Source organism: Priestia sp. VA7 (genome assembly GCF_055710015.1).
Genome location: NZ_JBVQPN010000006.1, coordinates 83,971 through 109,287 on the forward strand (window position 1 = coordinate 83,971; position 25,317 = coordinate 109,287).

Here is a 25,317-nt window from a genome sequence, read left to right on the forward strand (position 1 = left end):
TCACCTCTGTTTCATTTCATACGTATTCGATTTTAGCATAAGAACATTACGAAAAGATTAACAAAATTGGAAAATGTTAAGGAAAAGATAATCTCCTGGTTATTTTCTTGAAAACTTCATTTCATATACTAAATGCACAGACACATAGTAAAGGAGTTAAAAGGATGAGTAATGATTTTAGGCGGGTTAAAGTAATTGATAGTATGAGAGGATTCAGCTTGTTTGGTATTTTACTAGCGAATATGCTGATTTTTCAATATGGCATTTACGGAAAGGATATGATTCATCTCTTCTCGCTATCACCAAGTGATTCAGCAGCCTATGTCTTTTTAAAAGTCGCGGTAGAGGAAAGTTTTATGCCGATTTTTACCTTTTTATTTGGCTATTCAATGGTGAAGATGAAAGAAAGCTTAGAAAGAAGGAAGCTAGGCGTAAAAAGGCATTTCTTTCGCCGTTTTCTTCTGCTTCTAGGGTTTGGCTTACTGCATGGAGTGTTTTTATGGGAAGGAGATATTCTTACGTTTTACGGAATGATGGGAGTATTTTTACTACTTTTCTTTTTAAAGCGTAAAGCCAAAACACTTTTGGTGTGGGTATCGATTTTGCTGGTCCTTACAGGAGCAGCCGGATACGGTTCATTAAACGATAATATGTATCTTCTTAGCGATAAACAAACGCTTACGACATATGTAAAAGATACGATTCATGTGTATGGAAGTGGAACTTATGAACAGATTAAAGACCACCGCAACAATGTTGATCCGATGAATATAACAGGATATAAATTTGCTTTTGCCTTCTTGTTTACGCCATTTATAATGGGCGCTTTGTTTTTATTTGGTATGTATGCAGGAAAGAAAAAGTGGTTTTACGATGTTTCAGCTAATCAAAAACAGTATGGCCGTTGGGCAGCCGCGCTGATTCCGCTTGGCTTGCTGTTAAAAGGGACTATGTACGTATGGCCAGATGCTAATTGGGCTGGTTCTACACATATGTTAGGTGGAAGTCTTCTATCTCTTGGTTATATTGCAGGCTTTGCTTGGTTATATGCAAAATACGAGAAGTCATTTTTGATAAAGGCTTTTGAAAGTGTAGGCAGGATATCGCTTAGTAATTATTTAATGCAAACGGTCATATGCACGACGATTTTTTACGGTTATGGATTAGGTTATTTCGGAAAGCTCGGCATGATTGCAGGGATTTTTGTCTGTATAGGTATTTACGGAATTCAGCTTATCGGCAGCTATATGTACGTACAAAAATTTCAAACTGGACCGGTGGAGAAGCTACTGCGTATATGGACAAATTTTTCTTGGAGTGGAAAGCCCAAAGAAAAAAAAGCTTTACCGGCGGAAGTAAATCATCCTTTTGTTGGATGATAGCAGTCAAACTTATTTAAAAGGAGATTTTGGAAATGTGGGCTATTAGTTTAAAAGAGTTTCAAAGCTTATTTAAAAGTATTAAATCAATTATCGTTATCTTAATCGTATGCGGTGCTTCCTATGGAATAGCCCATATAGTTAGTCAACTTGGAGATCAGCTGACGAGTGCACAGATTCAAGATGGAGCCAACGGGGGAATTTTGGTGATGCTTCTCGGGTTCGGACCTTTATTTATTTCAAGTCTTTCTCATAATGTTATTAATCAAGAAATTAAGACAAGAACAGCAAGGTTTTTAGTTACCAAAACATCAAGAGAGCGTATTGTACTAGGGAAATTCTTAGGTATTTGCTGTTTCTGGCTTGTTTGTATCTCTATTTCATTTCTACTGATTGCGTTTATTTCGCATCATTTTTCTTTTTATATATTTTTAGAGTGCCTGCTATTCACCGTTTGTATCATTTCATTTGTTTTAATGCTTTCAGCTTTAATGCCAAGCCCAACTCATACTATGTTTTTATCAATTATTTTATCGTTTGTTCTACCGGTACTGAGCGTGTGGAGCATATTTTCATCAAAAGCGTACATTGCATGGTTTAAGTATGTGACACCCTACTACTATTTAAAGCTGGAGAAAGGGTATCTAACAGTTCTTCTTATTTTTGCAGCACTTTGTTTATGTACGGCACTTTGGAGTTTTAAAAGGAGAGAAGTATAATATGTATGCTATTGAAACAAGTAAGTTAACTAAAAAATATGGATCTAAAACAGTTGTTAACGGTATTAATTTACAGGTATCACAAGGGGAAATTTACGGATTTTTAGGAAGAAACGGAGCAGGAAAGTCTACATTTATTAATATGCTTACCGGCGTTTCATTTCCTTCAGCAGGAGAATTTACGCTGCTGGGACAGAGTGATATTGATTTAGAGCTTCAGAAGAAAATAGGTGTGCTTCCTGACTATGCTAACTTTTATGATGAGATGACAGCGCTCAATCATTTGCGCTATTTTTTAAAGGTAAACGGCCATCGTTTTTCGAAAGAATACTGTAGTAATGTACTGAAGAAAGTAGGACTAGAAGGACATGAGCATCAGAAAGTTGGAAAGTTTTCATTTGGAATGAAAAAGAAGTTAGGAATTGCTCAAGCAATTGTAGCAGACCCAGATCTTATCTTTTTAGATGAACCAACTTCTGGAGTAGATGTTGAATCTGCTCTCCACATTCATGAACTAATAAGAGAACTCCAAAATCAAGGCAAGACAATTTTTATGACGTCTCATAATTTAAATGAAGTTGAGAAGATTTGTACACGTGTAGCGATTATGAAAAATGGGGTCATTTTAATAGAAGGTACAATGGAAGAGCTGCGCTTTCAATATCAAGCGAAAAAAACGGTGATGATCAAACATGATCCTTATCCAAACAGTCACAAAGAATACATTCAACAGTTTTTCCGTACGTTGAGTCCCGAAGTTGAATACCATCACATGTACACAAAAGTGATGCTTCAAAAAGAAAGAAATATTCCTCTTATTATTCGCGAATTGATTCAATGCGGTATCGACATTTATCAAGTTCACGTCGAAGAACCTTCTTTAGAAGAGATCTTTTTGCAAAAAAATATTGTGGATCACTCACAGGTGAGTTAATAGGCGAAAGGCGTTGATTTACTACTGAGCTTGAGTACATTATTTATAAATACCAGTTAGGAAGCTTCTGACAAAAACATGTTCATTTTCTCAAGAAACTGATAAGATAGCTAATGACATTTAAAAATAAGAAAGGATTTCGATTATGTTATCAGCTATTAATTCAGTAGATTATACCATCTTCCACGCGGTGAATCAGTATGCCTCACACGTAAAGCCTCTAGATTCGCTGATGGTATTCTTTGCAGATTATGCCCAGTATGTACTTATCGTTTTACTCGGCTTGTTTTTACTTATTAATAAAAACGGCAGCCGTGTTGTAGCATTTCAAGCTTTATGTGCTTGTGCCACAGGAGTCATTATCAATAAAGTGATTAGTTTATTTGCTTATCGAGATCGTCCGTTTATCTCTCACCACGTGAATCAGCTCATTGATCACGCCGCGAATTCTTCATTTCCAAGCGATCATGCTACATCTGCATTAGTTATCACTTTTACCATTTGGCTGCATTTCAAACGCTCAGGACGCATGTGGGTTGTAATAGGTGCACTTATTGCATTTTCACGCGTATGGGTTGGCGTTCACTATCCATTCGATGTGTTAACAGGAGCTATTTTAGGATGCGTGCTGGCGCTGTTTATTCATTATGTTATTTTTAATACGAAACTGATGAGGGCTATTACCAACTTGTCTATTTTTCGGAAATCTGCTTATGACGAACAGTCTCAATATTATTAAGAAAAAGTCGCAAATACGCGGCTTTTTTTATTGGGAAATTTTTAATGTATTTAATACTTGTTTTTTAAAATTAAATTGTGTACAATTAAATTACAGAAACGATAAATAAAAAACTTTTAATAAAATTAATGGAAAAGAGGAGCGGTTTATACATGAAAGCTTTATATGAAACAACAGTCGTTAACACAGGTGGAAGAACAGGAGAAGTTCACTCTTTAGATAACATCTTTAACTTAGATGTTGCAACACCTCCAGCGCTTGGTGGAGAAGCAACAACAGCAACAAACCCAGAACAGCTGTTTGCAGCTGGATACAGTGCTTGTTTCAACAGCGCGTTAGAATTTATGTTGAAAAAACATAACGTAGAAATCAAAAGAAGTGAAGTAAAAGCTACTGTTCAGCTGCTTCCCGATAAAGCTGATCAAGGAGTGAAAATTGGAGTAGCGCTTGAAGCTCATATCGAAGGTTTAGATTTAGAAACAGCGAAAAAATATGTAGACCTAGCTCACTCATACTGCCCGTATTCAAAAGCAATCAGCGGTAACGTAGACGTAACGGTAGAAGTAGTTTAATTGCTTTAAAAAGCCCTGCTAAGCATGTAAAGTTTAGCAGGGCTTTTCTATTTGAATTTTCTCTATTCATTTGTAAGCGGTACTAGTATAATGAAGAAGAAAATGAATTATTCGCACAGTTTAGGTGCTCTTACATAGCGTAAGAGGTAACAGGGAATCGAGTGCAAATCTCGAGCGGTCCAGCCACTGTAAGCAGGGAGTTTTCTATCTTATCGTCACTCAAAACGGGGAAGGCGGTAGAAAATGATGATCTCAAGCCAGGAGACCTACCTATTCTGTACACTTGACTCTTCTAGGAAAGAGGCGGTGTATCAAGGTACGCAGTGAGCAATTGCTGTTTATTTTCATATGCCGACACATCCTCAATTTCTATAGAATTGAGGCTTTTTTACGTTTTATTTTTAAAAAAAGGAGTGTAGGAAATGGAAGGTTTATCAGTTTTTTTACTTGTCTTTTTATTAGGAATCAGGCACGGATTGGATGCAGATCACTTAGCTTTTATTGATGGCCAGACTCGATATAATTGGCGAATGGGCAGCCGTTTTGCCCCGTGGGTCGGAACGCTGTTTTCACTAGGTCACGGAGGAATGGTGGCCGTCACGGCCGGGATGCTGGGCGTGGTGATGAAGAATTTTACGTTTCCATCGTATTTCGATCATTTTGCATCTTGGGTATCCATTATCTCTCTCTTTCTAATCGGGACATTAAACACATATCATTTGCTTCGAACCAAAAATAAAGAGGAAGAGTTTCAGCTGAGCGGGTTAAAAGGGAAGTTTATTCCGAAAATCGCAAAAGGAACAACGAATCCTTTTTTAATTATTCTTGTAGGAGCATTGTTCGCTTTAGCAGCCGAAACGGTCAGTCAAACGGCCGTGTGGTCTCTAGCTGTAGGGAACGCAGGCAAGTATACGCCGCTTTTGTTGGGGCTAGTGTTTATGTTTGGTATGATGCTAACAGATACAATCGATTCATTGATTGTACATAAAATGGTGAATGAATCGAGTAAATTTGGACAATCTGCTTCTCGCTTGATGGGCTGGGTTATTGTTGTCCTCGCTTATGGTGTGTCGTTCTATTTAGCATTCACTTTCTTTAACCCATGGGCCGAAGTAAACTTTGAAATGGTTGGCGTTATTCTGTTTGTTTTTTTAGTGTCTATGTTTGTTTTTGTGAGTGTGAAGTCAAAAGGGAAAAATATTAAAATAAATGTCAATTAGTCAAACGAAAGCTTTAATCTGTTGAAGATTGAAGCTTTTTTGTATGAATTTGTTGAAGTTTATGGCTATTTTCGGTCGGTTATGAATAAGTTAAAGTATTATCTGTATTTAAAGGATGGAAAATTGTCTGAAAACCATTATAATTAAGGATAATTTAAGATCGTTATGTGAAACGTAGAACATAGTTATACGTACGATAAATAAAAGCATTTAATGCAAGCAGCAGGGGTTGTTTGGAGGAGGAATTGATTTGAGTCAGGTAATGGTAGAACAAAGTGTATTTAGTTATTTAAAAGAACACGAACAAGAGATGCTTGAAGATTTAGTCGGATTTGTGAAAAAAGAATCACCGTCCTACAGCAAAGAGTTAGTAGATCAGTGTGGAATGTATTTAACGCAGCTATTTCAAAAGCGTTTAGGGGTAGGGTACGAAATCATAGAAGAAAAAGAAGTAGGAAACCATTTGAAATTTACGATTGGAGAAGGAGAAAAGCAGCTTTTAATTATCGGTCACTTTGACACGGTATGGGAAAAGGGAAGGCTGAGTCTAAGAACAGAGGGAAACAAGCTGTACGGTCCGGGAATTTTAGACATGAAAGGCGGCATTGTCCAATCTATATGGGCGATTAAAGCGATTCAAGAGCTTGGCTTATCGCTCGATAAAAAAATTGTGTTTTTCTGCAATTCGGATGAAGAGATTGGGTCAATTTCTTCTAAAAAATACATTGAAGAAGAAGCACAAAGAAGTGAAGCAGTGCTAGTAGCGGAACCGGCGGTGGCGGGTTCAGGTGCGTTAAAAACGTCGCGCAAAGGAGCGGGGATTTTCACCGTAAAAGTATGGGGACGAGCAGCACACGCGGGTAATCACCACAAAGAAGGAATCAATGCGATTGAAGAGCTGGCGCGCCAAGTGATTTTTCTGCAGAGCTTAACTGATTATGAAAAAGGTACAACGGTAAACGTTGGGACGTTTACGGGAGGCAGCGGTACAAATGTAGTGCCGGAATATGCAGAAGCGCACGTGGATTTACGTGTTTCTACAGAAGAAGAAGCAAAACGCATGACGGATATTATTTTGAATTTAACACCCATTTTAAAAGGGATTAAGCTCGAAGTAACGGGAGGTATGAATCGTCCTCCGATGGTCAAGTCTAAACAAACGGAAGAGCTATTTGAATGCGCTCAGTCAATCGCGGCGAAACTGGGTATGAAATTGGAAGAAGCAGCTGTGGGCGGGGGAAGTGATGGCAATTTTACAGCGGCCATTGGCGTTCCCACGTTGGATGGATTAGGAGCATGCGGAAAAGGAATACATGCGGAATATGAACATATTCAAATTGATACGTTGTCCGAGCGTTCTTCTTTATTTGCGAATTTGCTGCTGCAAATATAAAAAAAGCCCGCCTCAAACGGCGGGGACTAATCTCAAAGCTTATATTGGGAGAGTATAAGCTTTCTTTTTTTATTTACTGCTTTCTTCTTGAAGAGAAAAGGCAGTTTCTTTCTTTTTGAATACCACTGCATCAAGAGCAAGGAACTGGCTTCCTGCAAGAAATAAGTGAGCAGACATGGCAATTAAGGCAATATCAAACTCAAACCCGCCAACAAATCCGCTTTTAAGCTTGGCTGTAAAAATGGCGCCAAGCATAACTGCCACAAATAAAGCAGATACGACTCTTGTTGCTAGGCCAAGAATAATAAGAATCCCACCTACGAGTTCAATGGTTGCAACAATATATGCCATGAAACCAGGGATTCCTAAGCTATCGAAGAACCCTACTGTATTTTCAATCCCGCCTTGCCATTTTTGAAAGCCGTGTACTAAAAATGTAAAACCTAATACTAAACGAATAATAAGTGAACCAATTTCGACGTTTTTATTCAATTTACTTCCTCCTTTAAGTGTATTTGAAAAACACTACATTATGTAGTGTAAAAGCCCGAAAAAAGAAATGTAGCAATTAAATCAGAAAGTCTTTCTTATTTGGATAATTTTACAACATTACAAACATCACACTACAAATTGTAGTGTGATGTTTGTCCTCAGTCAAGTGAAAATATAAAATTAGACCATTTGGCATACGAAAATTTTCTGAAGAGCACTTGAAAAATCCTTTAATTATGTACAATTTAGTCCCTTATTTTCAATCTTATTCTCCAACATGCTATACTGATGGCGGAGGTGTTACGATGCGTTTAGAAAATAAAAGAGTTATTGCGCTTGTTAGTGCAGACTTTGAAGATCTAGAACTATGGTATCCAGTGATGCGTCTTCGAGAAGAAGGAGCAGAAGTACATTTAGTTGGAGAAAAAGCAAACGAAACGTACATGGGGAAATACGGTGTTCCAGCCGTATCGGACTACGCGTTTAAAGATGTTGATCCAGCTGAATATGACGCTATTTTAGTACCTGGGGGCTGGGCGCCGGATAAACTGCGCCGCTATCCTGAAGTAATTGAAATGGTTCGTCATATGGATGAACAGCAAAAGCCAATCGGCCAAATCTGCCATGCAGGATGGGTATTAATTTCTGCAAAAATCTTAGATGGCCGAAACGTAACAAGTACGCCAGGAATCAAAGATGATATGGAAAATGCGGGAGCTATTTGGCATGATGAAGCAGTCGTAATCGACGGCCACATTATTTCAAGCCGCCGTCCGCCAGACCTTCCTCCTTATGCAAAAGCATTTGCTGATGTACTAGCAGAGCAATAAGAAAAAAGCCGAAACCACATTGGTTTTGGCTTTTTTATAAGATCCGCTAAAAAAAGAAATGATAAAGTAAATAAAAAAGTATCATTAAAAAAGCGAGCAGATGCATCTGCTCGCTTTTGTTCGTGTTTCTTATCAGTAACTTGCTTTTGCAAGTGTAAAAACAAAATGATTACTTTCTTTATAAAATCCATGATTACGGTTTTTGTATGTTTCGTTGTTGTTAGGGCACAATTAGCATTGATTGTGCTTGCATGGATTTCATCCATTGCCGCGGTTTGTTTTTCCACATGATCGATTAACCTAAACGACGCAAGCCCTACCTCTCTTGCATCCTTACGGCTCCGAAGCCGATCCAGTGTGAATAAGTTTTGTTCAAAGACATGTGTCGAATGCCAGTATTTTTACCTTGCATTGTACGATACATCCTTTCAAGTTACTTTCACTATGTCCAGCTCTTAAAGAAAAGCCAGAAATCTAAATATAACACTTCAGTTGATCTATGTCAAATAGAAAGTGTGATTTTTTCACGTGAAACAATTGCAGCTAAAACATGGTTAAATAAAGGGATATCTTTTTTATATGGAAGAGTTTTTTGATACGATAAGTTAGAGGAATCCTAGAGGAGGATGAAAAATGAATAAAAATGAACAGTTTCGAAATGATGTATTGAGAAGTGTAGAATCATTAACATATGAACAATTAAATCAACAGCCAGCATCTAATACATGGAGCGTTATGCAAGTATTAGAACATTTATATTTGATGGAGCGCATGATTGTTTCACGTGTAAAGGATCAGTTAGAAAACGGTGTGGATCAGCCGACTGAAGATAAGCCGTTTCATTTAGCGGTAGACCGTTCGCGAAAAGTAGATGCACCGGCTCAAGTTACGCCTTCTAATGAAAAGCAGACATTAGAAGAAATGAAGAGTAAGCTGGCAGAATCAAGAGCAGCTTTAATAGAGCTAGAAGAAACAGCAAGTGAAGACAAGCTAAAGCAAAAATCATTTCCACACCCTGTGTTTGGGTTAATGGATTTAAAGCAGTGGATTGATTTTATTGGCTATCATGAAAAGCGTCATCAAGAACAAATAGAAGAAATCAAAACAGCAATTGGTGCATAAAAAAACAGGCAGTCCGCCTGTTTTTTTATTTTTGGACCAAAATAGGATAGTCCGACATCATCCAAATACCAACACTATATGTTTGGGGATTATGATTCCCTACGGTAGAGCCTGTTTGAATCGTAAACGAGAGTTGCAGAGGATCTTGATCGTAATAAATAGTTTGCTTGGTGGAAGGGGAATAAAGGCGCTTCGGAGGGATTTTAGGAACCGTATCCGTCGTGTTAACAAAACAGCGGCTATTTGAAACAAGATTTGTGTATGTTTGAACGAATTGAGGATCACCTACTCGAGGAGCTCCGTAGTTATACATTGTAACTTCCGGAAAAGATGCGTTTGTGGCGACATCTAAGGCATGAAGAGCAGCGAGTGCACCACCTAGGCTATGCCCCGTTATATAAAGTGGCTTGGGGGTAAGGGACTGATACGTTTCAAAAATTTCATCGCGGCATGATTCGTAAACGGCTAAAAAACCTTCATGGACGAGACCGGCTTGTTGATTGTATGGATAAGGGCGCTGCCTAATGCGAGCATCAGCAATCCAGTCTGCCTCAGATTGAGTTCCTCGAAAGGCAATTACGATAGAGTCATCAGATTCTAAAATAAAACCAAACCATTCTTGCACCCCTACGGCAGAAGCTTTAAACGATTTAATAAGCCGGTAGCCTTCAGGTACATCAAATGTGCCTCCCTGTGCGTATTGCTTATAAGCTAAGACGCACGCATAAAGAAGGTCTAGAGCTAAAGGACGATAAAATAAAGGCTCTATTCTCATCATTGTTTTTCACACCTTCTAATAGAAAATAACTCCTATAGCCTATGTGTTCCTGAGAAGAAAGGTGCAGATACCTCTCTTTTGAAAGCGATAATGACGGAATGTAAACGGTTTATCGTTGGATGTTTTTGAGGATTTTACAAGTTTTTTTGTATATTTTAACTAAAAATTAGTTTTAATTTAGAGTTTTATTGTTAAAATTTATAATTTAACTTATAATTTAAAATAGTCTGAATGTAAAATAAGGGGGTTATCGTTTGGAGCAATTTGTAACGAGTTTGAATAATGTGCTATGGAGCACGCCTGTTATTTATGGGTGTCTTGCGATTGGCCTGTTTTTCTCAATTTTAACGAGATTTTTGCAGGTGAGACACTTAAAAGACATGATTATGCTGATGTTTCAAGGTAAAAGTTCAGAAGCAGGAGTTTCTTCCTTCCAAGCCCTGTCTCTAGCGCTGTCGGGACGAGTCGGAACAGGAAACATTGCTGGAGTTGCAACAGCTATCGCGTTTGGAGGTCCAGGGGCTGTATTTTGGATGTGGGCTGTTGCTTTTATTGGTGCTTCTAGCGCATTCATCGAATCAACACTTGCTCAAATTTATAAAGTTAAACAAGATGGCCAATATCGAGGTGGTCCAGCGTACTACATTGAAAAAGGAACAGGTATGAAATGGTATGGCATTTTATTTGCTATTGCAGCACTTGTTGCGATGAGTATCTTAATGCCGGGTGTTCAGTCTAACTCCATCGCGCTTGGAATCGACAACGCATTTGGTGTTAGTCCAACGGTTACAGCAGTAGGATTAGTTATTATTCTTGCTTTTATTATCTTTGGAGGCGTTAAGCGTATTGCAGGAGTGGCCCAATTCGTTGTACCTTTTATGGCACTTGGGTATATTATTTTAGCTCTTATTATTATTGCCATGAACATTTCCGAGTTGCCGGGAGTTATCGCTCTTATTTTTAAAAGTGCTTTTGCATTAGATTCTGCTTTTGGAGGAATCGTTGGTTTAGCTGTTTCTTGGGGAGTTAAGCGCGGCATTTATTCAAACGAAGCAGGACAAGGGACAGGTGCACACGCAGCAGCTGCAGCAGAAGTTTCACATCCGGCGAAACAAGGCCTTGTACAAGCTTTTTCGGTTTATATTGACACACTGTTCGTTTGTTCAGCAACAGCGTTTATGATTTTATTCACAGGCATGTACAACACGGAAGGACCAGGCGGTTCATTTATTATTTCAAATTTACCAGGTGTAGAAGCAGGGCCTGGATTTACACAAGCTGCTATTGAAACAGTGTTGCCGGGATTTGGAGCTGGCTTCGTGGCAGTTGCTCTATTCTTCTTCGCGTTTACAACGATTATGGCTTATTATTACATTGCTGAAACAAATATTGCTTACCTAACTCGCGGAAAGAACGGAAAGTGGGCTATGTTTGCATTAAAGCTTGTCCTTCTAGGAGCTACGTTCTACGGGTCAGTTAAACAAGCATCACTAGCTTGGGCGTTAGGAGATGTCGGACTTGGTATCATGGTATGGCTAAATTTAATTGCTATCTTAATTTTAGCTAAGCCTGCGTTAGTTGCATTAAAAGACTATGAAGCTCAGAAAAAACAAGGGGTAGACCCTGTGTTTGATCCCGTTAAACTAGGAATTAAAAATGCAGACTACTGGGAGAAAGAATATAAGAAAGATGAGTCACAAGTTTCGTAAACAAGAAAATCCTCACATATGTGAGGATTTTTTTATGAAGAAAGCGAGACAGATGAGTTATTTAAGTTATATCGATCCTTCAAACAATGAATACGGTGTAGTTCTTCAAGCAGATGGTGAATTGCAAGCAGTTCGTAAAGCATTGTTGTTTCTGTTGAAAAAGGGTGATCCCCTCTGTTTTCTTCCTGCTTATGTGCCCAAAACCTTTGTTTTAAAGTCAAAACAAGCGTTTGATGATGCAAAGAGCTTTTATATTGTTCATTTTGTAAGACGTTATGAAAGGAAATGAATGTATCCCATATTACTTGATGTCTTGCACTTTGCAGCTGATGAGCAGGCAAGTAAATTAAATTACCAATATAGTAGACAAGCTGCCTCATAAGAGAAAGTTTCTTATATTCATAGTGGAATTTTCTCATAGCTGTACGAGTGAAATGATGAAACTTCCATTCTTTTCGCTGGTATTCACAAAGAGTCTCAATTTTTTCAATTTCAGCGGAAAGCTGCTGAAATTGAAGCTTTGTTTGTTTATGACAAGCATGTACTTGGGAAAGTTCGCTTCCTCTTTGCTGTAGAACGCTGCTCATTTGTTTTGAGAGATTTTGAATTTTCCTCGTAATAATCGGTGTATAATTAGGAGGAAGAACGATGATATTCACAAGTGAAGAAGTAAGCAGCCCAATACTGGTGGTCGCTAAGCGAATTAAAAACGAGATAAAATAATGATCGTGCACAATCGTCAGCATAGCCACTCCTGTTAGCGTGGCAACGAGTGTTCCTGCATGCAAACGCAATTTAGAACAGGATATAATAGTAGAAACAGCAACAAGCATATAGGTAAGCGGCGTCACTCCTAATAGAAATGTGTAAAGCATGGCAAAAGCAGCTCCGATTGCTGAAGCAGGAAAGCGGATGAACGCTTTTTTAATAGAATCGGCAGCTGTTGGTTCAATCGTAACAATAGCTGTAATAACAGCGAGCATATAAGGCCAGCCAATAGACTGGCAGATGAGTGCAGTCAAAAAGACGGCAATACCTGTTTTAATAATACGACCGCCTAAAAAATTAAATTTTTTTATGTTAATCATTATACATACCTTCTTTAAAACAGTTAGTAGTTTAATTATAAGGCATATTAAGGTGATAGGAAAACCCGTCTTAAAAACTAGCTTTCAAAAAACGAATAAATATACTATAATTTGTTTAAATATTTAAAAGGAGAGTACCACTAATGAAACAATTAATAAATGAAGCAATTAATAAATTACAAGATACATTTTATGATATAAGCAAATATATTGGAAAAAACCCTGAGCTTGGTCACGAAGAATTCAAAGCGTGCAAAGCATTAACGGATGTTTTAAAAGAACAAGGGTTCACAGTTGAAATTGGTACATGTGACTTGCCAACGGCTTTTACTGCTGTTTATGACAGTCAAAAGCCAGGTCCGTCGATTGGGTTTATGGCTGAGTACGATGCTTTGCCGGATCTCGGACATGCATGCGGACATAACTTAATTGGAACCATGTCGATTGCAGCTGGTATTGGTCTTAGTAAAGCAGTTGCAGAAACAGGCGGTAAAGTATACGTATATGGAACGCCTGCAGAGGAAACACGAGGCGGCAAGGTAACGATGGCCGAGCAAGGCATTTTTAATCATTTAGACGTAGCTATGATGGTACATCCTTATTACTGTCACCAAAAAAGCGGACGTTCTCTTGCGATGGATGCCATTCAGTTTGAGTTCTTCGGAAAATCCGCGCACGCAGCTGCTGCTCCTCATGAAGGAATCAATGCGTTAGACGGCGTATTACAAACGTTCAACAGCATTAATGCGCTTCGCCAGCATGTGAAGCCGGATGTACGCATTCATGGAGTGATTACAGAGGGAGGCAAGGCGGCCAACGTTGTACCGGATTATGCAGTAGCACAATTTTATGTCCGCGCTTCAACTCGTGCATATGTAGATGAAGTGACAGAGAAGGTGAAGGCATGTGCAAACGGCGCTGCTCTAGCCACGGGAACAAAATTAAAAATCTCAAACTATGAGTTTTCGTATGATGATATGCAAACGAATCAAACATTATCCGATGTCTATACAAATAATCTCATCTCATTAGGCGTGAGCGAACAAAGCATTACGGAAGACCAAGGCGATCATGGATCTTTAGATATGGGAAATGTAAGTCAGGTCGTTCCGGCTATTCATCCGTATATTCAAATTTGTAATGATTATTTTGTTTGTCATACGCACGAATTTAGAGAAGCAGCTTTAAGTGAGCAAGGAAGAGAAGCAATGATACTCGGGGCAAAAACAATGGCATTAACAGGGTATGACGTATTAACAAACCAAACGCTGCTCCAAAAAATCAAAGAAGAATTTAATGCTACAAAGTAAGAGGTAATGATAAAACCAATAATACGCTTGCGACTGCAAGCGTATTATTTAGTATGAGAAGTGGGACTGAATGGTTCGGAAAATTTGACCGTGGCGCTGTTCATCGCTCGCGGCTCGAACAATGCGGCTTTGAATTCGAGCATTTGTGATTCTTCTAGCGATTGATTGATAAAATGGAACGGTTTCTACTTCATCTTTAATGGATTCAGAGACCCCTTCTTGAAAAGTATTTGGCAGTTTTATGTTTAATGAAATTTGTGGGTAGCTGCCTGATAAATCATAATAGGCCTTAGAAAACCAGTCAAAGTGTTTAATTTCATCCTGCCGAATACCTAATATAGCTTGTTGAACCTGATTATTAGGAGCCAGTTCTGCTAAGCGTGTATAGTAGTGAATAGCGGAAAACTCATCGTTTACAGCTTTGTTTATATCTCTTAGAAGCTGTTCGTCTAGCCTTGTATCATCTTCCCAATATTCTTCATGCCGGGAGTAAAATTCATACATATGGATATACCTCCTCACCGTTTTGTTCTCTTGTCGTCACCATCATCGTATGTATAGACGAGAAAAGACGTACATTAAAAGAAAAAAGTTTAACAAAATGGTAAAAAGGGTATGTGCAGAGAATAGTATCAAAAAAGACAGAGGTTATCTTATGATTAAAATTGTAGCTAAAACCAAAGAAGGAGCTATTAAAGAAATAGAAATGAATGAGATTCGTTCAAGCCATGACTTTCAATGGTATTGGGTTGATTTTTACAATCCCACCGAGGAAGAAAAAAAGCAGCTTGAACAATTTAATTTTCATCCTTTAGCAGTTGAGGACTGTTTAAATCAAGGTCAGCGCGCTAAATTTGAGTTGTATGATGAGCATTATTTTTTAGTCTATTATGCCCTTCATAAAGAAGAGCTTGAGCACTTAGAAGTATCTGCGTTTGTAGGGGATAACTTTTTAGTCACTTACCATATGGATAAGCTAACGAGCGTGGCTAGGGTATGGGAGCTTATCAAAAAAGACCCTGAGGCTACCGAAGATGGAACATGGGATATCATGTATGAACTCTTAGATCATACCGTTGACGAATACTTCCCCGTGCTTTATAAATTTGAAGATCACATAGACGACATTGAAGACAATGCAAAAGACGAACCTATGGATGAATTAATGAGACAGCTTTATGACATCCGAAGTGATTTGTCACGAATGCGCCGCATTTTAAACCCCATGAGAGATTTAATGTATCGTATTATGTCAACTAATGCGTTAAAAGCAAAAGAGCAGGTTCGCTATTTTAATGACATTTATGACCACTTATTAAATATGATTGAAATTATGCAAGCAAGCAGGGATTTGTCAAATGATATTCGAGAAAGCTTTATGTCCATTAACTCGGATCGTATGAATTCAATCATGTTTACGCTAACGCTTATGTCAGCTATTTTCTTACCGTTGACGTTTATTGCTGGCCTCTATGGCATGAACTTTTCATATATGCCGGAACTGACGGGGAAATATAATTATTTTATTGTACTTGGCATTATGATTGGGCTTGTAGGCCTAATGGTCTTTGCCTTTTATAAAATGGGATGGTTTAAATATCGAAAAGGGCCGAAACTATAAAGTAGATTGTTAACCTTCCTGTATAAATGTTAATCAACTCAGTAAAAATGAAATTAAATAAGCGAAGATCTTATCTGACTCTAGATAAGATCTTTTTCTTGTGCTATAAACAAGAAAAGCAGGGAAGCGAGGGAAGAATGTGAAACACGGAAGAATGGGTCTGCGAAGCATCACGGTGCTGCTTGTATGCATGGTGGTGATTCTATCGCTATTGTTAACGGATTTATTAGTTAGCAGTTCAATTGGAAAAAATATTCGGGATCAACAGGCTGAAAAAGCTCGGACTATTGCTGCGATTATTTCAGAATCCACGAACGTAAAAGAAGGACTAGAGACAAAAACACCTCAGTCAATTCAAGAATTCACTAAACGAATTCGTAAAAAATCAAGCGTCTTGTTTATCGTTGTTATGGATATGAATGGAATTCGGCAATCTCACCCAGATCCTAAAAAGATAGGAAAGAGGTTTGCCGGAGGCGATGAGCAAAAATCATTGCACGGGAAATCTTATGTATCTGTATCAAAAGGAACGCTCGATAAATCTCTGCGCGCTTTTGCACCTATTTATAATGAAAAAAATCAACAAATTGGCGCAGTAGCTGTGGGGATTTCTTTGAATAATGTAAATGAAGCAATTAGAGATGGGCATCGTCGAATTGTTTTAGGTTCATTAATTGGTTTACTTGTAGGCATTCTTGGTGCTATTTTATTAGCGAATTACATAAAGAAAATTTTATTTGGCTTGGAACCTTCTGAAATTGCTAAAATTCTAGAAGAGAGAAGTACCATGCTGCAGTCGGTTCGTGAAGGAGTGATAGCTGTTGATAAAGAAGGTAATATTACACTTGCTAATCGTTCTGCACGCCGCTTATTTGTTAAAGCAGGGTTAGCACCAGAGCCAATCGGTTTGTCTATTCAAGAATATATGCCCACCTCCAGGCTGGACGACGTTTTGTCTACGGGGGAATCTCATTACGATGAAGAGCAATTCATAAATGGAGTAGCCATTGTGGTTAACAGGGTTCCGCTAGTAGTAAACGAAGAGATTGTAGGGGCACTCTCTACGTTTCGGGATAAAACAGAAGTTAACATCTTAGCAGAACAGCTAACAGGTGTTAAAATGTATGTGGAAGCGCTTCGAGCACAATCGCATGAATTTATGAATAAACTTCATGTGATTTTAGGAATGGTACAGATGAATTATTATGATGAGCTAAAAACGTATATTCATCAGCTTGTTAATCATCGTGTCGATGAATCTAGTTCAGTGACTAAATCTATTAAAGATCATGCGTTGGCAGGGTTCCTCATGGGCAAAATGAGTTATGCTAGAGAGGAAAGCGTAGAACTGACGTTTTCCGCTGATGAAGTTATTCCAGAACCTTCAGATCCACACGTTACTCATTATCTCATTACCATTATTGGAAATTTAATTGATAATGCAATTGATTCAGTTCGTCATCAAGCCTCTAAAAAAGTGTCCGTTATGCTTGTGTATAAAAACAATAAACTTACAATTCAAGTCACGGATACAGGCTGCGGCATTCCTTCCGATACAATGAATCAGATTTTCAAGAAAGGCTTTTCTACAAAAGGCACGAGCAGAGGGTTTGGGCTGCATTTAGTGAAGCAAACGATTGATGAACTAGGTGGCCAAATCGTCATTGACTCATTTATAAATAGCGGTACCACATTCTATATTGATATTCCGTACGAAACAAGGAGAGATCAAGTTGATTAAAGTATTAATTGTTGAAGATGACCCAATGGTTGCTCAGTTTAATCAAAAGTACATTGAAGAGATAGAGGGGTTTACAGTGGTCGCTGTTGCTCATTCGGGTCATGAAGCCTTGGTGAAGGTAAATGAATATCAAGTTGATTTAGTGATGCTTGATGTCTTTATGCCTGGACAAAATGGTTTGAAAGTTTTAGAAGAGATTCGAACAAAACAAGAGGAAATAGATGTCATTTTTATCACCGCTGCTTCGGATGCCCAAACGATTCAGCAAGCTCTACGCTACGGAGCGATTGATTATTTGATTAAGCCTTTTACATTTGAACGCTTTTATCAAGCACTTTCGGCTTACAAACAAACATTTTGTACGTTAAAACAGCAACCTCAGCTTAACCAACAGGAATTAGACGGGCTGCTGTCTAATAAAAAAATAAAAGAAGCTCGGGTAGAGCCGTTGCCTAAGGGTTTAACGACAGGAACATTAGAAGTTATCGTAGAAGCCATTGAGCATCTTAAAGATCATCCTTTTTCGACTGATGATGTAGCTGAAAAAACGGGAATTTCAAGAGTGTCTATTCGGAAATATTTAAAATTTCTAACAGATATAGGTCTTCTTGGAGAAAGAATGACTTACGGCACAATAGGACGACCTGTGTATGCGTACTTATACAATGAACAAAACCGTCACTTGCTGCATCACTACCTCGTTGACTTTGAAAAATAAAGAGATTGACCTGTCAGAGACGTCCGGTGCTATCTTGTCAGTGTGAGAATATTTTACTGTAGAGTGCGGGTGAGTTAAGTGGTATGGTTGATAATAACAAAGGAAAAAACAAGTCGTTTGACTGAAAAAGAGGTGGTTTCTTGATTGAAAGCATAGAACGCTTGACTGAATTACTGTTATCAGGGAATCAAGATGAAGCTTGGAATATTGTGTGGAAAAAAAGACAGCAGGGTTTCGATACATTTTATATTTTTCAGCAATTCATTTCAGTGTCAATGGCTCAAATTGGTATGATGTGGGAAGAAGATGAAATTTCAGTGGCTGATGAACATTTAGCTACTACTACCTGTGACTATGTTTTGTCACGCTATCAATTGTGTATAAGACAAGAAGTTATTAAAAATGAAAAAAAAGGTCTGTTTTTGTGTATAGAAAATGAACAGCATTTTTTAGGTTTAAAAATGATTTCCATTCTCTTTGAAGAGCACGGATGGCAGACGAAACTTTTAGGGGCAGATTCTCCGCTTTTACATGCAACACACGCTGTTGAACAGTGGAAACCTGATTTAGTAGGAATCTCGTTCAGTTTAACTCATCATATAGAAAAAGCAAGCGAATATATAGAAGGATTACAAAAGACAAAACATCAGCCGCTTATTTTAGTTGGAGGCCGAGTAGTTTCAAACTATAAGTTTCCTCTTGTTCAAACAAATCAAGTTCGATTTATTGCACAGTTAGAGGAGTTGAAAGAGTTTTTTCATTATCAATCAATTAGGGGGATTAAGGTTGTCGACTATTAAATATTCTCCGCTTCCCGTTTTTATTATGGATGAGGAAATGAATATTCTAGCGCAATCTGATGAAGCAGCCGCTTTATTCGGAGAGGTTCAACATTTTTTAGAAATTGTTGACGAAGATAGTCAGATCAAAGCTAGAAAACGATTAGGGCAGAAGAAAAAAATAAAAACAGAATTAGTCATGCATTCGCGCAAAGCTAAAATGTCTCTTTATACGGTGAATTGCAAATGGGAGCAAGGTAAGGCGCATGTAATATGTGTAGAGGAAGATTCTCAAATTAGAATTCTTTCAGAAAAAATCCAACAACATACAGCGCGTTTATCTGAAACAGACTTAGAACTGCTGCTGCAAAAAGAACGATTAGAAAAAGCAATGAACCGAGTTATAGAACTGTCGGGACCGTTTATTCATTTATCGAACAACATGGTGCTTATACCTCTGTTTGGTGATTTATTTGAGGAAGTCATCATGAAAAATGAACATCGGCTGCTCAGACAAATAGATGAAGAAACGGTTGATCGAGTTATCATTGACTTTAATGGAATAGGTCAAATTGATGAACGAGGTGTTGCAGCCCTAGAACATTTAATATGGGAATTCCAGCTAATGGGTGTACAGATTTATTTAACAGGTGTGACACCCGATCATAGTCAATGGCTTCACCAGTATCATTTTCAAGCAAATGTAAAATCTATTAGTAACTTAGGTCAGGCCATTCATCAATTTTTTACAACGGCATGAAATGGCTACAAAAAGTGAACACTTCATATAAAGACAATAAGACAGGGGATCAATATTGATAAACAGGTGATTAAAATTTGGTGAAACACGCGCGTAAAGTAGCTTTAAGAATTTCAATTATATATATCATTATTGGCGCTGTATGGATCTTGATATCTGATAATATATCTAGAACATTAGCGCAAGGTCGTTTTGAAGTATATATTTTTTTTCAACAATACAAAGGTTGGCTTTTTATTTTAGCTACGGGGATTATTTTGTATGGGTTGGTATATAGGAGAGCTTATAAACTAGTGGAGTCCCAGCAAGAGCTCGTAGTAAAAGAACACGAACTTCAAACGAGCAATCAGCACTATCAATCTTTATTTAAACATAATCCCGATGGCGTTTTTGAAATCAGTAAAACGGGTGAAGTTCTTCTTGCTAATCCAGAAGGTGAAGCAATCGTTGGATACTCCAGTGAAGAATTGCAAAAGATGAAACCTTCAGCTCTTATCGCAGCTGAAGAGTTTGATATGTGTAAAGAGTATTTTAAAGAAGTGCTGAATGGAAAAGGTGCTAAGTTCGAAATGAATGTGATCAATAGAAAGCGAGAAAGACGGTTGCTTAGGTGTTCTTTGCTTCCCATCATCGTTCATAAGCAGGTAGTAGGTGTATTTATGATTGCACGCGATATTACTACATACCGTCAAGATGAAGAGCTTATGATAACCTCGGAAAAAATGTCCGTTATTGGACAAATGGCAGGTGCCGTCGCACATGAAATTAGAAACCCGCTTACTTCTTTAAAAGGCTTTGTACAGGTTATGCAAGCCTCTAAGGAAACAAATGACACATATTTAGATATTATGATGTCTGAAATCGACCGCATCAACTTAATCTCCAGTGAAATGCTCATTCTTGGAAAAAAGCAGCATGTATCTTTTGAAAAGACCAATTTATGCGAAATTTTAAAACAAGTTGTTACGCTAATGGAAGCGCAGGCAAATTTAAATAATGTTTCTATTTTATTGAAAGAAACAGCCAAAAGGCCTATTTATGTTTCTGCTGATTCAAATCAGTTGAAACAAGTTTTCATCAATGTGATTAAAAACGGTGTAGAAGCTATTATGGAGAAAGGTCATATTACAATAACAGTTGAAGAAAAAGATACACGAGCATTGATTCACTTTGAAGACAATGGAATCGGAATGAGTCAAGAGAGGATTGAACAAGTAGGAACGCCGTTTTATTCTACAAAAGAAGCTGGCACTGGCTTAGGGCTGGCCGTGTGTTACAAAATCATGGAGCGTCATCAAGGTACCATGCATTTTAAAAGCGGTAAAGGAAAAGGGACAACGGTTATTATTGATATGCCAATTATAGAACGAAACAGCCGCCTCTCGTAGCTCAGAGAGGCGGCTGTTTTCTTGAAAAAGAGGAAGTAAGCAGCTGAACCCTTTGCGTCTAGATCCATATAGGACATAAAACCTCCTTCTTATACAAGTTTTCGTCCATAATAAAGAGGATCATATTGTTTTCTATAGAAGCAATAGTGTATCATAGTTGAAGCTATGTTTATTGATGTAGAAAAGTTAAGGTAACAACCGATTTTTCTACTGACGCATTGACAGGGTCCCTTGGGATAAGAAAGGTTTATTTATAAATAGAAATTAAGGTCAGTATTAACGCACATGGCCACTGATACATTCGTTTAACTGAAATGAAAAAAATCGTTTATAATATCGAGAAAAGCATGGAAAAGGAGATAGATATGAGTCAGTTTATAGAGACTTTACAGCCTTTTTTACAAGAGGCGTGGAAAAAAGCAGGGTTCAATGAGCCTACTGTTATTCAAACGAAAGCTATTTCAGAGATTTTAGCTAATAAAGATGTAATAGGAGAATCCCCAACGGGAACAGGAAAGACGCTGGCATATTTGTTGCCTGTCTTACATCGCATTCAGCCGGGACCATCTCATATTCAAGCTGTTATTTTAGCATCTTCCCATGAATTGGTTATGCAAATTCACGGTGAAATTCAAACTTGGTCGCAGGGAAGCGGTATTTCAAGCGCTGCGTTTATTGGCGGAGCAAATATGAAACGGCAATTAGAAAAACTCAAAAAACGTCCCAATATCATTGTTGGTACCCCAGGACGTTTGAACGAGCTAATTAAAATGAAGAAATTAAAGATGCACGAAGTCAAAACAATTGTGATTGATGAAGCGGATCAATTGTTTGTACCTGAGCATGTTCAAACGGTTCAACAGATTGTAAAAATGGCGTTAAGTGATCGTCAAATCCTAGTCTTCTCAGCTACTGTATCAGAACGTACCAAATCGCTAGCGAAAGATATGATGAACCACCCTCTTGAAATAGAGGTAGGAAGAGATGAACTTCCGGCTTCAAAGGTAGAGCATGTATACATCAAAAGTGAAGCTAGAGATAAAGTGGACGTGCTTAGAAAACTAGTTCGTCAAGAACAAATGAAAGCTTTAGCCTTTTTTAAAGGAATTGATACTCTAATCGAGTTTGAAGAAAAATTAACATTTAAGCGTGTAGAAGCAGGGTCTTTACACAGTGAAACGAAAAAAGAAGATCGTGCTACGACGATTAAAGGGTTTCGAAAAGGAGATTTCCCTGTCCTATTAGCAACGGATGTCGCAGCTAGAGGATTAGACATTAAGGGGTTGACGCATGTAATTCACATCGATGTTCCTCAAGATGCAGATCAATACGTCCATCGCTCAGGTAGAACAGGCAGATCGGGAGCAGAAGGTACAGTCATTTCTCTTGTGACTGAACGTGAAGAGCGAAATTTAAAACAAATCGCACGTGAACTTCAACTTTCATTAGTGAAAAAAGAGCTTTATATGGGTGAAATCGTGGATGAAGGAACAAAAGAGCAGTCCCGTACAGCTAAAAAACCTTCAAAAAAGCCATTTAACAAGAAAAAGAAACAAAAAGGTCGAATGTAAACTAGGTATTCTTCCTTTTATAACAGCAGTGTCACAACCTAAAAAGCAACGTCTACTGCTTTATTACAGCAGCCTGGCGTTGTTTATTTTCTCTATTTTACCTGTATAAATAAGTAAAAAAAGAGAAATGTAGATATTTTTTCCTAGGTATGAAAATAGTTTGAATGATGGATTTTGTTTTTTGCAACCTTATTTTAACATTACTTTAAGAGACTTCTAATAAAAGAGGAAGAAGGACGTGGGGACATTTTATGGATGCAATTGATGATCTCTTTGACGACATAGAGCGAAGAAGAAAAAGTAAAGAATATAGTCGAGATGCAGATCAATTAGAATCATATTTACATGAAGTTCAACGTATCATGGAATTTCTTGAAGAGGGTATCTATCTGTTTCAAAATTCGCACCAACAATATGCGTCAGATTGGTCAGGGCGTTCTAAGAGCTCATATGAGGATATTTATAATGATATTACGCAATCTACTTTTCATCTGTACGACGTAAGGGATGAATTGTTTCAAACTTTACGCTTAGAAATTTCACGATTAAGAGAGTTAGCATCGGCGTAATAAATAACATTATCGACTCACTCCTTTAGAAAGTGAGTCTTTCCGTATAGGCTTAAAAAATGTTTGGATGATGACTGAAGGCTTACAAGAGATAGGGGGACGGACATACATGGAGATAAAAGTAAATCCAGAGGAGCTGCGGACATTTGCAGAGCGAATTCAGCACTCTCATTCACAGACGGCTGATGCACTTCAAAAACTAAGCTGGGAAGCTACAAATCTACATTTCTTGTCTGTTGCAGATATTGATAAAGTGCTGGACTTGCAGGAAGAGTTACAGCATATGATTCGCAAACTTGATTCGCTAACGGAAAACGCACATTTATTAGTAAAAGACACTGCAGAACAAATGAGAAAAGCAGATGGAGAGCTAGAAGGCTCTTCAGGCTGGACGGAGTTTTGGTCGAGCGTGTGGAGCAATAGGGGCACACATTCACAAGATACGTGGAATGACATAAAGAACTTAAAAGAATGGAATACGTATGACAATATGCATAGAACAATTGAAAAACCTTTAGGTACTCTTAATGTTATGTGGAATTCGCTTTCTATGTCTTGGGAAGAAAAAGTAGTGAATGGTTCTACATGCAGTCGAACCGAATTTTTTACTTATGGCGTTATTCAAATGGGGTTGGGCATTTTAAGTCAGGAAATGAATCCTTCAAACATTATGTTTAGTGACAGCACAGAGGAAGTGAAGAGAGAATGAATGAAGTATATGATGGCGCTGGAAGTGAAATGGTACAGTTCCTTACAGGGTTGTCTCGGCAATGAAATATACATTTAACTTATTAGAAAAATCATTAATTGAAGCAATGAAAGATAATAAGAAGATTGCTCAATTTTATAAGACTTTAATGAATAGCAATTTATGGCTAGTTGTTAGTTCAGAGCATGGAGCATCAGATATATTAATTGCAGAGCACTACGTTCAGACGATGAAAAGCGCAGCGTACCGATATTTACCTGTTTTTTCGTCAAAATATCCGATTGAACAGATGCTGAAAGATGAAAAGACCGTATGCGTATCATTTAAGGATATGCTGCCTGTATTAAATGAAGAAATAGCGATATTACTTAACCCTGACACGCCTCTCTCAAAATTATTCATCCCCGAAGAAATAAGGATGTTAAAAGAAGATCAAAATTATTTTAAGCAGTAGCCAAAAAATAAAAAGCGCATGTGCTTTTCCCAAGCATGTCTGAATCTTAAATAAATAGAAGATATATAAAGGGGCAGGGCCTTAAATAGGCTGCTGCTTTTTTATTACTAGTAAATAGTTCTATAGATAATGAACAAAAATGTAATTTAATAGACTTATAGTTTTTATTTTCCTTTAAATAGGTACCTATAGATCATATGGAAAAGATTTAAATGAGAATAAAATCTTGGTTGTTTAGGTTTTATTTGCATTTTTTAGGGGTATTTGTAGATACATATTCTCATTTTTGGAGGCTTTTGCAAGTAACCTTTGACCTTATCATTAGAGTTTCTTACAATAATAGTAAATATATAAACCGAAGGAGAGATATGTATGTCAGGAATTATTCGCGTAACACCAGCAGAGCTTCGCGACATGGCAGGTCGTTATACTAACGAAAGCGGTCAAGTTCAAGAATTAGTAAGTCGTCTTGATACAATGAAAAATCAACTTCAAGACATGTGGGAAGGTGCTTCAAGCGAAGCGTTTGCTGCTCAATACGAAGAATTAAAGCCTTCTTTCGTTGAAATGTCTAACCTACTTACAAAGATTGCTAAGCAATTAGATGACTCTGCAAACGTTCTTGAAGATACAGATAACCAAATCGCTAGCCAAATCCGCGGTTAACTTCATCTAATAATCTAAGTGAAGTAATAAAAGGAGCGCCCTATTCTCAAAAGATG

General features: G+C 37.8%; 27 protein-coding genes, 1 pseudogene and 1 riboswitch. Of the genes and pseudogenes, 22 read left to right on the forward strand and 6 right to left on the reverse strand.

Annotation, left to right across the window (positions count from 1 at the left end; all coding sequences use genetic code 11):
- Positions 1 to 164: 164 nt before the first annotated feature.
- From AC0C45_RS24320 to AC0C45_RS24350, 7 genes are all read left to right on the forward strand, one after another.
- The gene (locus AC0C45_RS24320) at positions 165 to 1,379 is read left to right on the forward strand and encodes a DUF418 domain-containing protein (RefSeq protein WP_034654721.1); all 1,215 of its coding nucleotides are present in this window, start codon (positions 165 to 167) and stop codon (positions 1,377 to 1,379) included.
- A 35-nt stretch (positions 1,380 to 1,414) separates the two neighbouring features.
- Positions 1,415 to 2,098 carry an ABC transporter permease gene (locus tag AC0C45_RS24325; protein WP_047931867.1) on the forward strand — a complete coding sequence of 228 codons (684 nt, stop codon included), beginning with the start codon at positions 1,415 to 1,417 and terminating at the stop codon, positions 2,096 to 2,098.
- A 1-nt stretch (position 2,099) separates the two neighbouring features.
- Entirely contained in the window at positions 2,100 to 3,032 is a 933-nt protein-coding gene (locus tag AC0C45_RS24330) for an ABC transporter ATP-binding protein (RefSeq protein ID WP_034654726.1), read from the forward strand.
- A gap of 145 nt (positions 3,033 to 3,177) precedes the next feature.
- Positions 3,178 to 3,771, forward strand: coding sequence for an undecaprenyl-diphosphatase (locus AC0C45_RS24335; protein ID WP_047931868.1), 594 nt, complete (start codon positions 3,178 to 3,180; stop codon positions 3,769 to 3,771).
- A gap of 152 nt (positions 3,772 to 3,923) precedes the next feature.
- Positions 3,924 to 4,343 (forward strand): organic hydroperoxide resistance protein, encoded by a 420-nt coding sequence (locus AC0C45_RS24340; protein WP_047931869.1) that lies wholly within the window; start codon positions 3,924 to 3,926, stop codon positions 4,341 to 4,343.
- A gap of 105 nt (positions 4,344 to 4,448) precedes the next feature.
- Positions 4,449 to 4,631, forward strand: a riboswitch (cobalamin riboswitch).
- Between the two features lie 134 nt (positions 4,632 to 4,765).
- The gene (locus AC0C45_RS24345) at positions 4,766 to 5,563 is read left to right on the forward strand and encodes a HoxN/HupN/NixA family nickel/cobalt transporter (protein WP_047931870.1); all 798 of its coding nucleotides are present in this window, start codon (positions 4,766 to 4,768) and stop codon (positions 5,561 to 5,563) included.
- A gap of 229 nt (positions 5,564 to 5,792) precedes the next feature.
- On the forward strand, positions 5,793 to 6,956 hold the full coding sequence (locus AC0C45_RS24350; protein WP_034654731.1) for a M20 family metallopeptidase: 1,164 nt from the start codon (positions 5,793 to 5,795) through the stop codon (positions 6,954 to 6,956).
- Between the two features lie 69 nt (positions 6,957 to 7,025).
- Here the strand turns inward: AC0C45_RS24350 and AC0C45_RS24355 are convergent, their stop codons facing one another.
- Positions 7,026 to 7,448 carry a DoxX family protein gene (locus AC0C45_RS24355; protein WP_016762814.1) on the reverse strand — a complete coding sequence of 141 codons (423 nt, stop codon included), beginning with the start codon at positions 7,446 to 7,448 and terminating at the stop codon, positions 7,026 to 7,028.
- Positions 7,449 to 7,753: 305 nt separating this feature from the next.
- Here AC0C45_RS24355 and AC0C45_RS24360 point away from each other — a divergent pair, with 305 nt between their 5' ends.
- A complete protein-coding gene (locus tag AC0C45_RS24360; protein ID WP_013055087.1) occupies positions 7,754 to 8,278 on the forward strand; it encodes a type 1 glutamine amidotransferase domain-containing protein in 525 nt (174 codons plus the stop codon).
- On the opposite strand, the gene AC0C45_RS24365 is transcribed toward AC0C45_RS24360, so the two are convergent.
- On the reverse strand, positions 8,239 to 8,565 hold the full coding sequence (locus tag AC0C45_RS24365; RefSeq protein WP_013081486.1) for a hypothetical protein: 327 nt from the start codon (positions 8,563 to 8,565) through the stop codon (positions 8,239 to 8,241). The two genes, AC0C45_RS24360 and AC0C45_RS24365, sit on opposite strands and share 40 nt — an antisense overlap.
- A 346-nt stretch (positions 8,566 to 8,911) precedes the next feature.
- On the opposite strand from AC0C45_RS24365, the gene AC0C45_RS24370 reads away from it, so the two are divergent.
- Positions 8,912 to 9,400, forward strand: a complete 489-nt coding sequence (locus AC0C45_RS24370) for a DinB family protein (RefSeq protein WP_013081487.1) — start codon at positions 8,912 to 8,914, stop codon at positions 9,398 to 9,400.
- 25 nt (positions 9,401 to 9,425) lie between these two features.
- On the opposite strand, the gene AC0C45_RS24375 is transcribed toward AC0C45_RS24370, so the two are convergent.
- Entirely contained in the window at positions 9,426 to 10,178 is a 753-nt protein-coding gene (locus AC0C45_RS24375) for a lipase family protein (protein ID WP_013081488.1), read from the reverse strand.
- Positions 10,179 to 10,432: 254 nt separating this feature from the next.
- On the opposite strand from AC0C45_RS24375, the gene AC0C45_RS24380 reads away from it, so the two are divergent.
- Positions 10,433 to 11,887, forward strand: a complete 1,455-nt coding sequence (locus AC0C45_RS24380; protein WP_047931873.1) for an alanine/glycine:cation symporter family protein — start codon at positions 10,433 to 10,435, stop codon at positions 11,885 to 11,887.
- Between the two features lie 32 nt (positions 11,888 to 11,919).
- Here the strand turns inward: AC0C45_RS24380 and AC0C45_RS24385 are convergent, their stop codons facing one another.
- Positions 11,920 to 12,975 carry an aromatic acid exporter family protein gene (locus AC0C45_RS24385; protein WP_472928926.1) on the reverse strand — a complete coding sequence of 352 codons (1,056 nt, stop codon included), beginning with the start codon at positions 12,973 to 12,975 and terminating at the stop codon, positions 11,920 to 11,922.
- A 143-nt stretch (positions 12,976 to 13,118) separates the two neighbouring features.
- Here AC0C45_RS24385 and AC0C45_RS24390 point away from each other — a divergent pair, with 143 nt between their 5' ends.
- Entirely contained in the window at positions 13,119 to 14,285 is a 1,167-nt protein-coding gene (locus AC0C45_RS24390) for a M20 family metallopeptidase (protein ID WP_280168798.1), read from the forward strand.
- Between the two features lie 48 nt (positions 14,286 to 14,333).
- Here the strand turns inward: AC0C45_RS24390 and AC0C45_RS24395 are convergent, their stop codons facing one another.
- Complete coding sequence (locus AC0C45_RS24395; protein ID WP_016762818.1) at positions 14,334 to 14,789, reverse strand: ferritin-like domain-containing protein; 456 nt, start codon at positions 14,787 to 14,789, stop codon at positions 14,334 to 14,336.
- Between the two features lie 151 nt (positions 14,790 to 14,940).
- Here AC0C45_RS24395 and corA point away from each other — a divergent pair, with 151 nt between their 5' ends.
- From corA to AC0C45_RS24410, 3 genes and pseudogenes are all read left to right on the forward strand, one after another.
- On the forward strand, positions 14,941 to 15,906 hold the full coding sequence (gene corA / locus AC0C45_RS24400; RefSeq protein ID WP_034654740.1) for a magnesium/cobalt transporter CorA: 966 nt from the start codon (positions 14,941 to 14,943) through the stop codon (positions 15,904 to 15,906).
- 154 nt (positions 15,907 to 16,060) lie between these two features.
- Positions 16,061 to 17,647 (forward strand): DcuS/MalK family sensor histidine kinase, encoded by a 1,587-nt coding sequence (dcuS, locus tag AC0C45_RS24405; RefSeq protein WP_047931910.1) that lies wholly within the window; start codon positions 16,061 to 16,063, stop codon positions 17,645 to 17,647.
- Positions 17,640 to 17,972, forward strand: a pseudogene (locus AC0C45_RS24410) (response regulator); the annotation flags it as partial. The gene dcuS and the pseudogene AC0C45_RS24410, both read left to right, overlap by 8 nt.
- A 241-nt stretch (positions 17,973 to 18,213) precedes the next feature.
- On the opposite strand, the gene AC0C45_RS24415 reads toward AC0C45_RS24410, so the two are convergent.
- Entirely contained in the window at positions 18,214 to 18,363 is a 150-nt protein-coding gene (locus tag AC0C45_RS24415; RefSeq protein WP_350494489.1) for a DUF952 domain-containing protein, read from the reverse strand.
- A 142-nt stretch (positions 18,364 to 18,505) separates the two neighbouring features.
- Here AC0C45_RS24415 and AC0C45_RS24420 point away from each other — a divergent pair, with 142 nt between their 5' ends.
- The 8 genes from AC0C45_RS24420 (at position 18,506) to AC0C45_RS24455 (ending at position 25,261) form a co-directional block, all read left to right on the forward strand.
- Complete coding sequence (locus AC0C45_RS24420; protein ID WP_013055098.1) at positions 18,506 to 19,165, forward strand: cobalamin B12-binding domain-containing protein; 660 nt, start codon at positions 18,506 to 18,508, stop codon at positions 19,163 to 19,165.
- A complete protein-coding gene (locus AC0C45_RS24425; protein ID WP_034654746.1) occupies positions 19,152 to 19,904 on the forward strand; it encodes an STAS domain-containing protein in 753 nt (250 codons plus the stop codon). Before AC0C45_RS24420 ends, AC0C45_RS24425 begins: the two co-directional genes overlap by 14 nt.
- An 80-nt stretch (positions 19,905 to 19,984) precedes the next feature.
- Positions 19,985 to 21,292 (forward strand): ATP-binding protein, encoded by a 1,308-nt coding sequence (locus AC0C45_RS24430; RefSeq protein ID WP_013081497.1) that lies wholly within the window; start codon positions 19,985 to 19,987, stop codon positions 21,290 to 21,292.
- A 365-nt stretch (positions 21,293 to 21,657) separates the two neighbouring features.
- Complete coding sequence (locus AC0C45_RS24435) at positions 21,658 to 22,863, forward strand: DEAD/DEAH box helicase (protein WP_034654749.1); 1,206 nt, start codon at positions 21,658 to 21,660, stop codon at positions 22,861 to 22,863.
- A gap of 251 nt (positions 22,864 to 23,114) precedes the next feature.
- Entirely contained in the window at positions 23,115 to 23,432 is a 318-nt protein-coding gene (locus AC0C45_RS24440) for a hypothetical protein (protein ID WP_013055102.1), read from the forward strand.
- Between the two features lie 109 nt (positions 23,433 to 23,541).
- Positions 23,542 to 24,141 carry a WXG100 family type VII secretion target gene (locus AC0C45_RS24445; protein WP_472928927.1) on the forward strand — a complete coding sequence of 200 codons (600 nt, stop codon included), beginning with the start codon at positions 23,542 to 23,544 and terminating at the stop codon, positions 24,139 to 24,141.
- Positions 24,142 to 24,202: 61 nt separating this feature from the next.
- Positions 24,203 to 24,595 (forward strand): SseB family protein, encoded by a 393-nt coding sequence (locus tag AC0C45_RS24450; protein ID WP_013055104.1) that lies wholly within the window; start codon positions 24,203 to 24,205, stop codon positions 24,593 to 24,595.
- 372 nt (positions 24,596 to 24,967) lie between these two features.
- The gene (locus AC0C45_RS24455; RefSeq protein ID WP_013055105.1) at positions 24,968 to 25,261 is read left to right on the forward strand and encodes a WXG100 family type VII secretion target; all 294 of its coding nucleotides are present in this window, start codon (positions 24,968 to 24,970) and stop codon (positions 25,259 to 25,261) included.
- The last annotated feature ends 56 nt before the right edge of the window (positions 25,262 to 25,317 follow it).

Bases quoted from the DNA above. Each gene is read 5' to 3' on its own strand.
- AC0C45_RS24330 (WP_034654726.1), top strand. From the start codon at position 2,100: ATGTATGCTATTGAAACAAGTAAGTTAACTAAAAAATATGGATCTAAA.
- corA (WP_034654740.1), top strand. From the start codon at position 14,941: ATGATTAAAATTGTAGCTAAAACCAAAGAAGGAGCTATTAAAGAAATA.
- AC0C45_RS24390 (WP_280168798.1), top strand. From the start codon at position 13,119: ATGAAACAATTAATAAATGAAGCAATTAATAAATTACAAGATACATTT.
- AC0C45_RS24345 (WP_047931870.1), top strand. From the start codon at position 4,766: ATGGAAGGTTTATCAGTTTTTTTACTTGTCTTTTTATTAGGAATCAGG.
- AC0C45_RS24325 (WP_047931867.1), top strand. From the start codon at position 1,415: ATGTGGGCTATTAGTTTAAAAGAGTTTCAAAGCTTATTTAAAAGTATT.
- AC0C45_RS24450 (WP_013055104.1), top strand. From the start codon at position 24,203: ATGAAATATACATTTAACTTATTAGAAAAATCATTAATTGAAGCAATG.
- AC0C45_RS24340 (WP_047931869.1), top strand. From the start codon at position 3,924: ATGAAAGCTTTATATGAAACAACAGTCGTTAACACAGGTGGAAGAACA.
- AC0C45_RS24440 (WP_013055102.1), top strand. From the start codon at position 23,115: ATGGATGCAATTGATGATCTCTTTGACGACATAGAGCGAAGAAGAAAA.
- AC0C45_RS24375 (WP_013081488.1), bottom strand. From the start codon at position 10,178: ATGATGAGAATAGAGCCTTTATTTTATCGTCCTTTAGCTCTAGACCTT.
- AC0C45_RS24335 (WP_047931868.1), top strand. From the start codon at position 3,178: ATGTTATCAGCTATTAATTCAGTAGATTATACCATCTTCCACGCGGTG.
- AC0C45_RS24435 (WP_034654749.1), top strand. From the start codon at position 21,658: ATGAGTCAGTTTATAGAGACTTTACAGCCTTTTTTACAAGAGGCGTGG.
- AC0C45_RS24445 (WP_472928927.1), top strand. From the start codon at position 23,542: ATGGAGATAAAAGTAAATCCAGAGGAGCTGCGGACATTTGCAGAGCGA.
- AC0C45_RS24455 (WP_013055105.1), top strand. From the start codon at position 24,968: ATGTCAGGAATTATTCGCGTAACACCAGCAGAGCTTCGCGACATGGCA.
- AC0C45_RS24360 (WP_013055087.1), top strand. From the start codon at position 7,754: ATGCGTTTAGAAAATAAAAGAGTTATTGCGCTTGTTAGTGCAGACTTT.
- dcuS (WP_047931910.1), top strand. From the start codon at position 16,061: ATGGGTCTGCGAAGCATCACGGTGCTGCTTGTATGCATGGTGGTGATT.
- AC0C45_RS24370 (WP_013081487.1), top strand. From the start codon at position 8,912: ATGAATAAAAATGAACAGTTTCGAAATGATGTATTGAGAAGTGTAGAA.
- AC0C45_RS24395 (WP_016762818.1), bottom strand. From the start codon at position 14,789: ATGTATGAATTTTACTCCCGGCATGAAGAATATTGGGAAGATGATACA.
- AC0C45_RS24320 (WP_034654721.1), top strand. From the start codon at position 165: ATGAGTAATGATTTTAGGCGGGTTAAAGTAATTGATAGTATGAGAGGA.
- AC0C45_RS24385 (WP_472928926.1), bottom strand. From the start codon at position 12,975: ATGATTAACATAAAAAAATTTAATTTTTTAGGCGGTCGTATTATTAAA.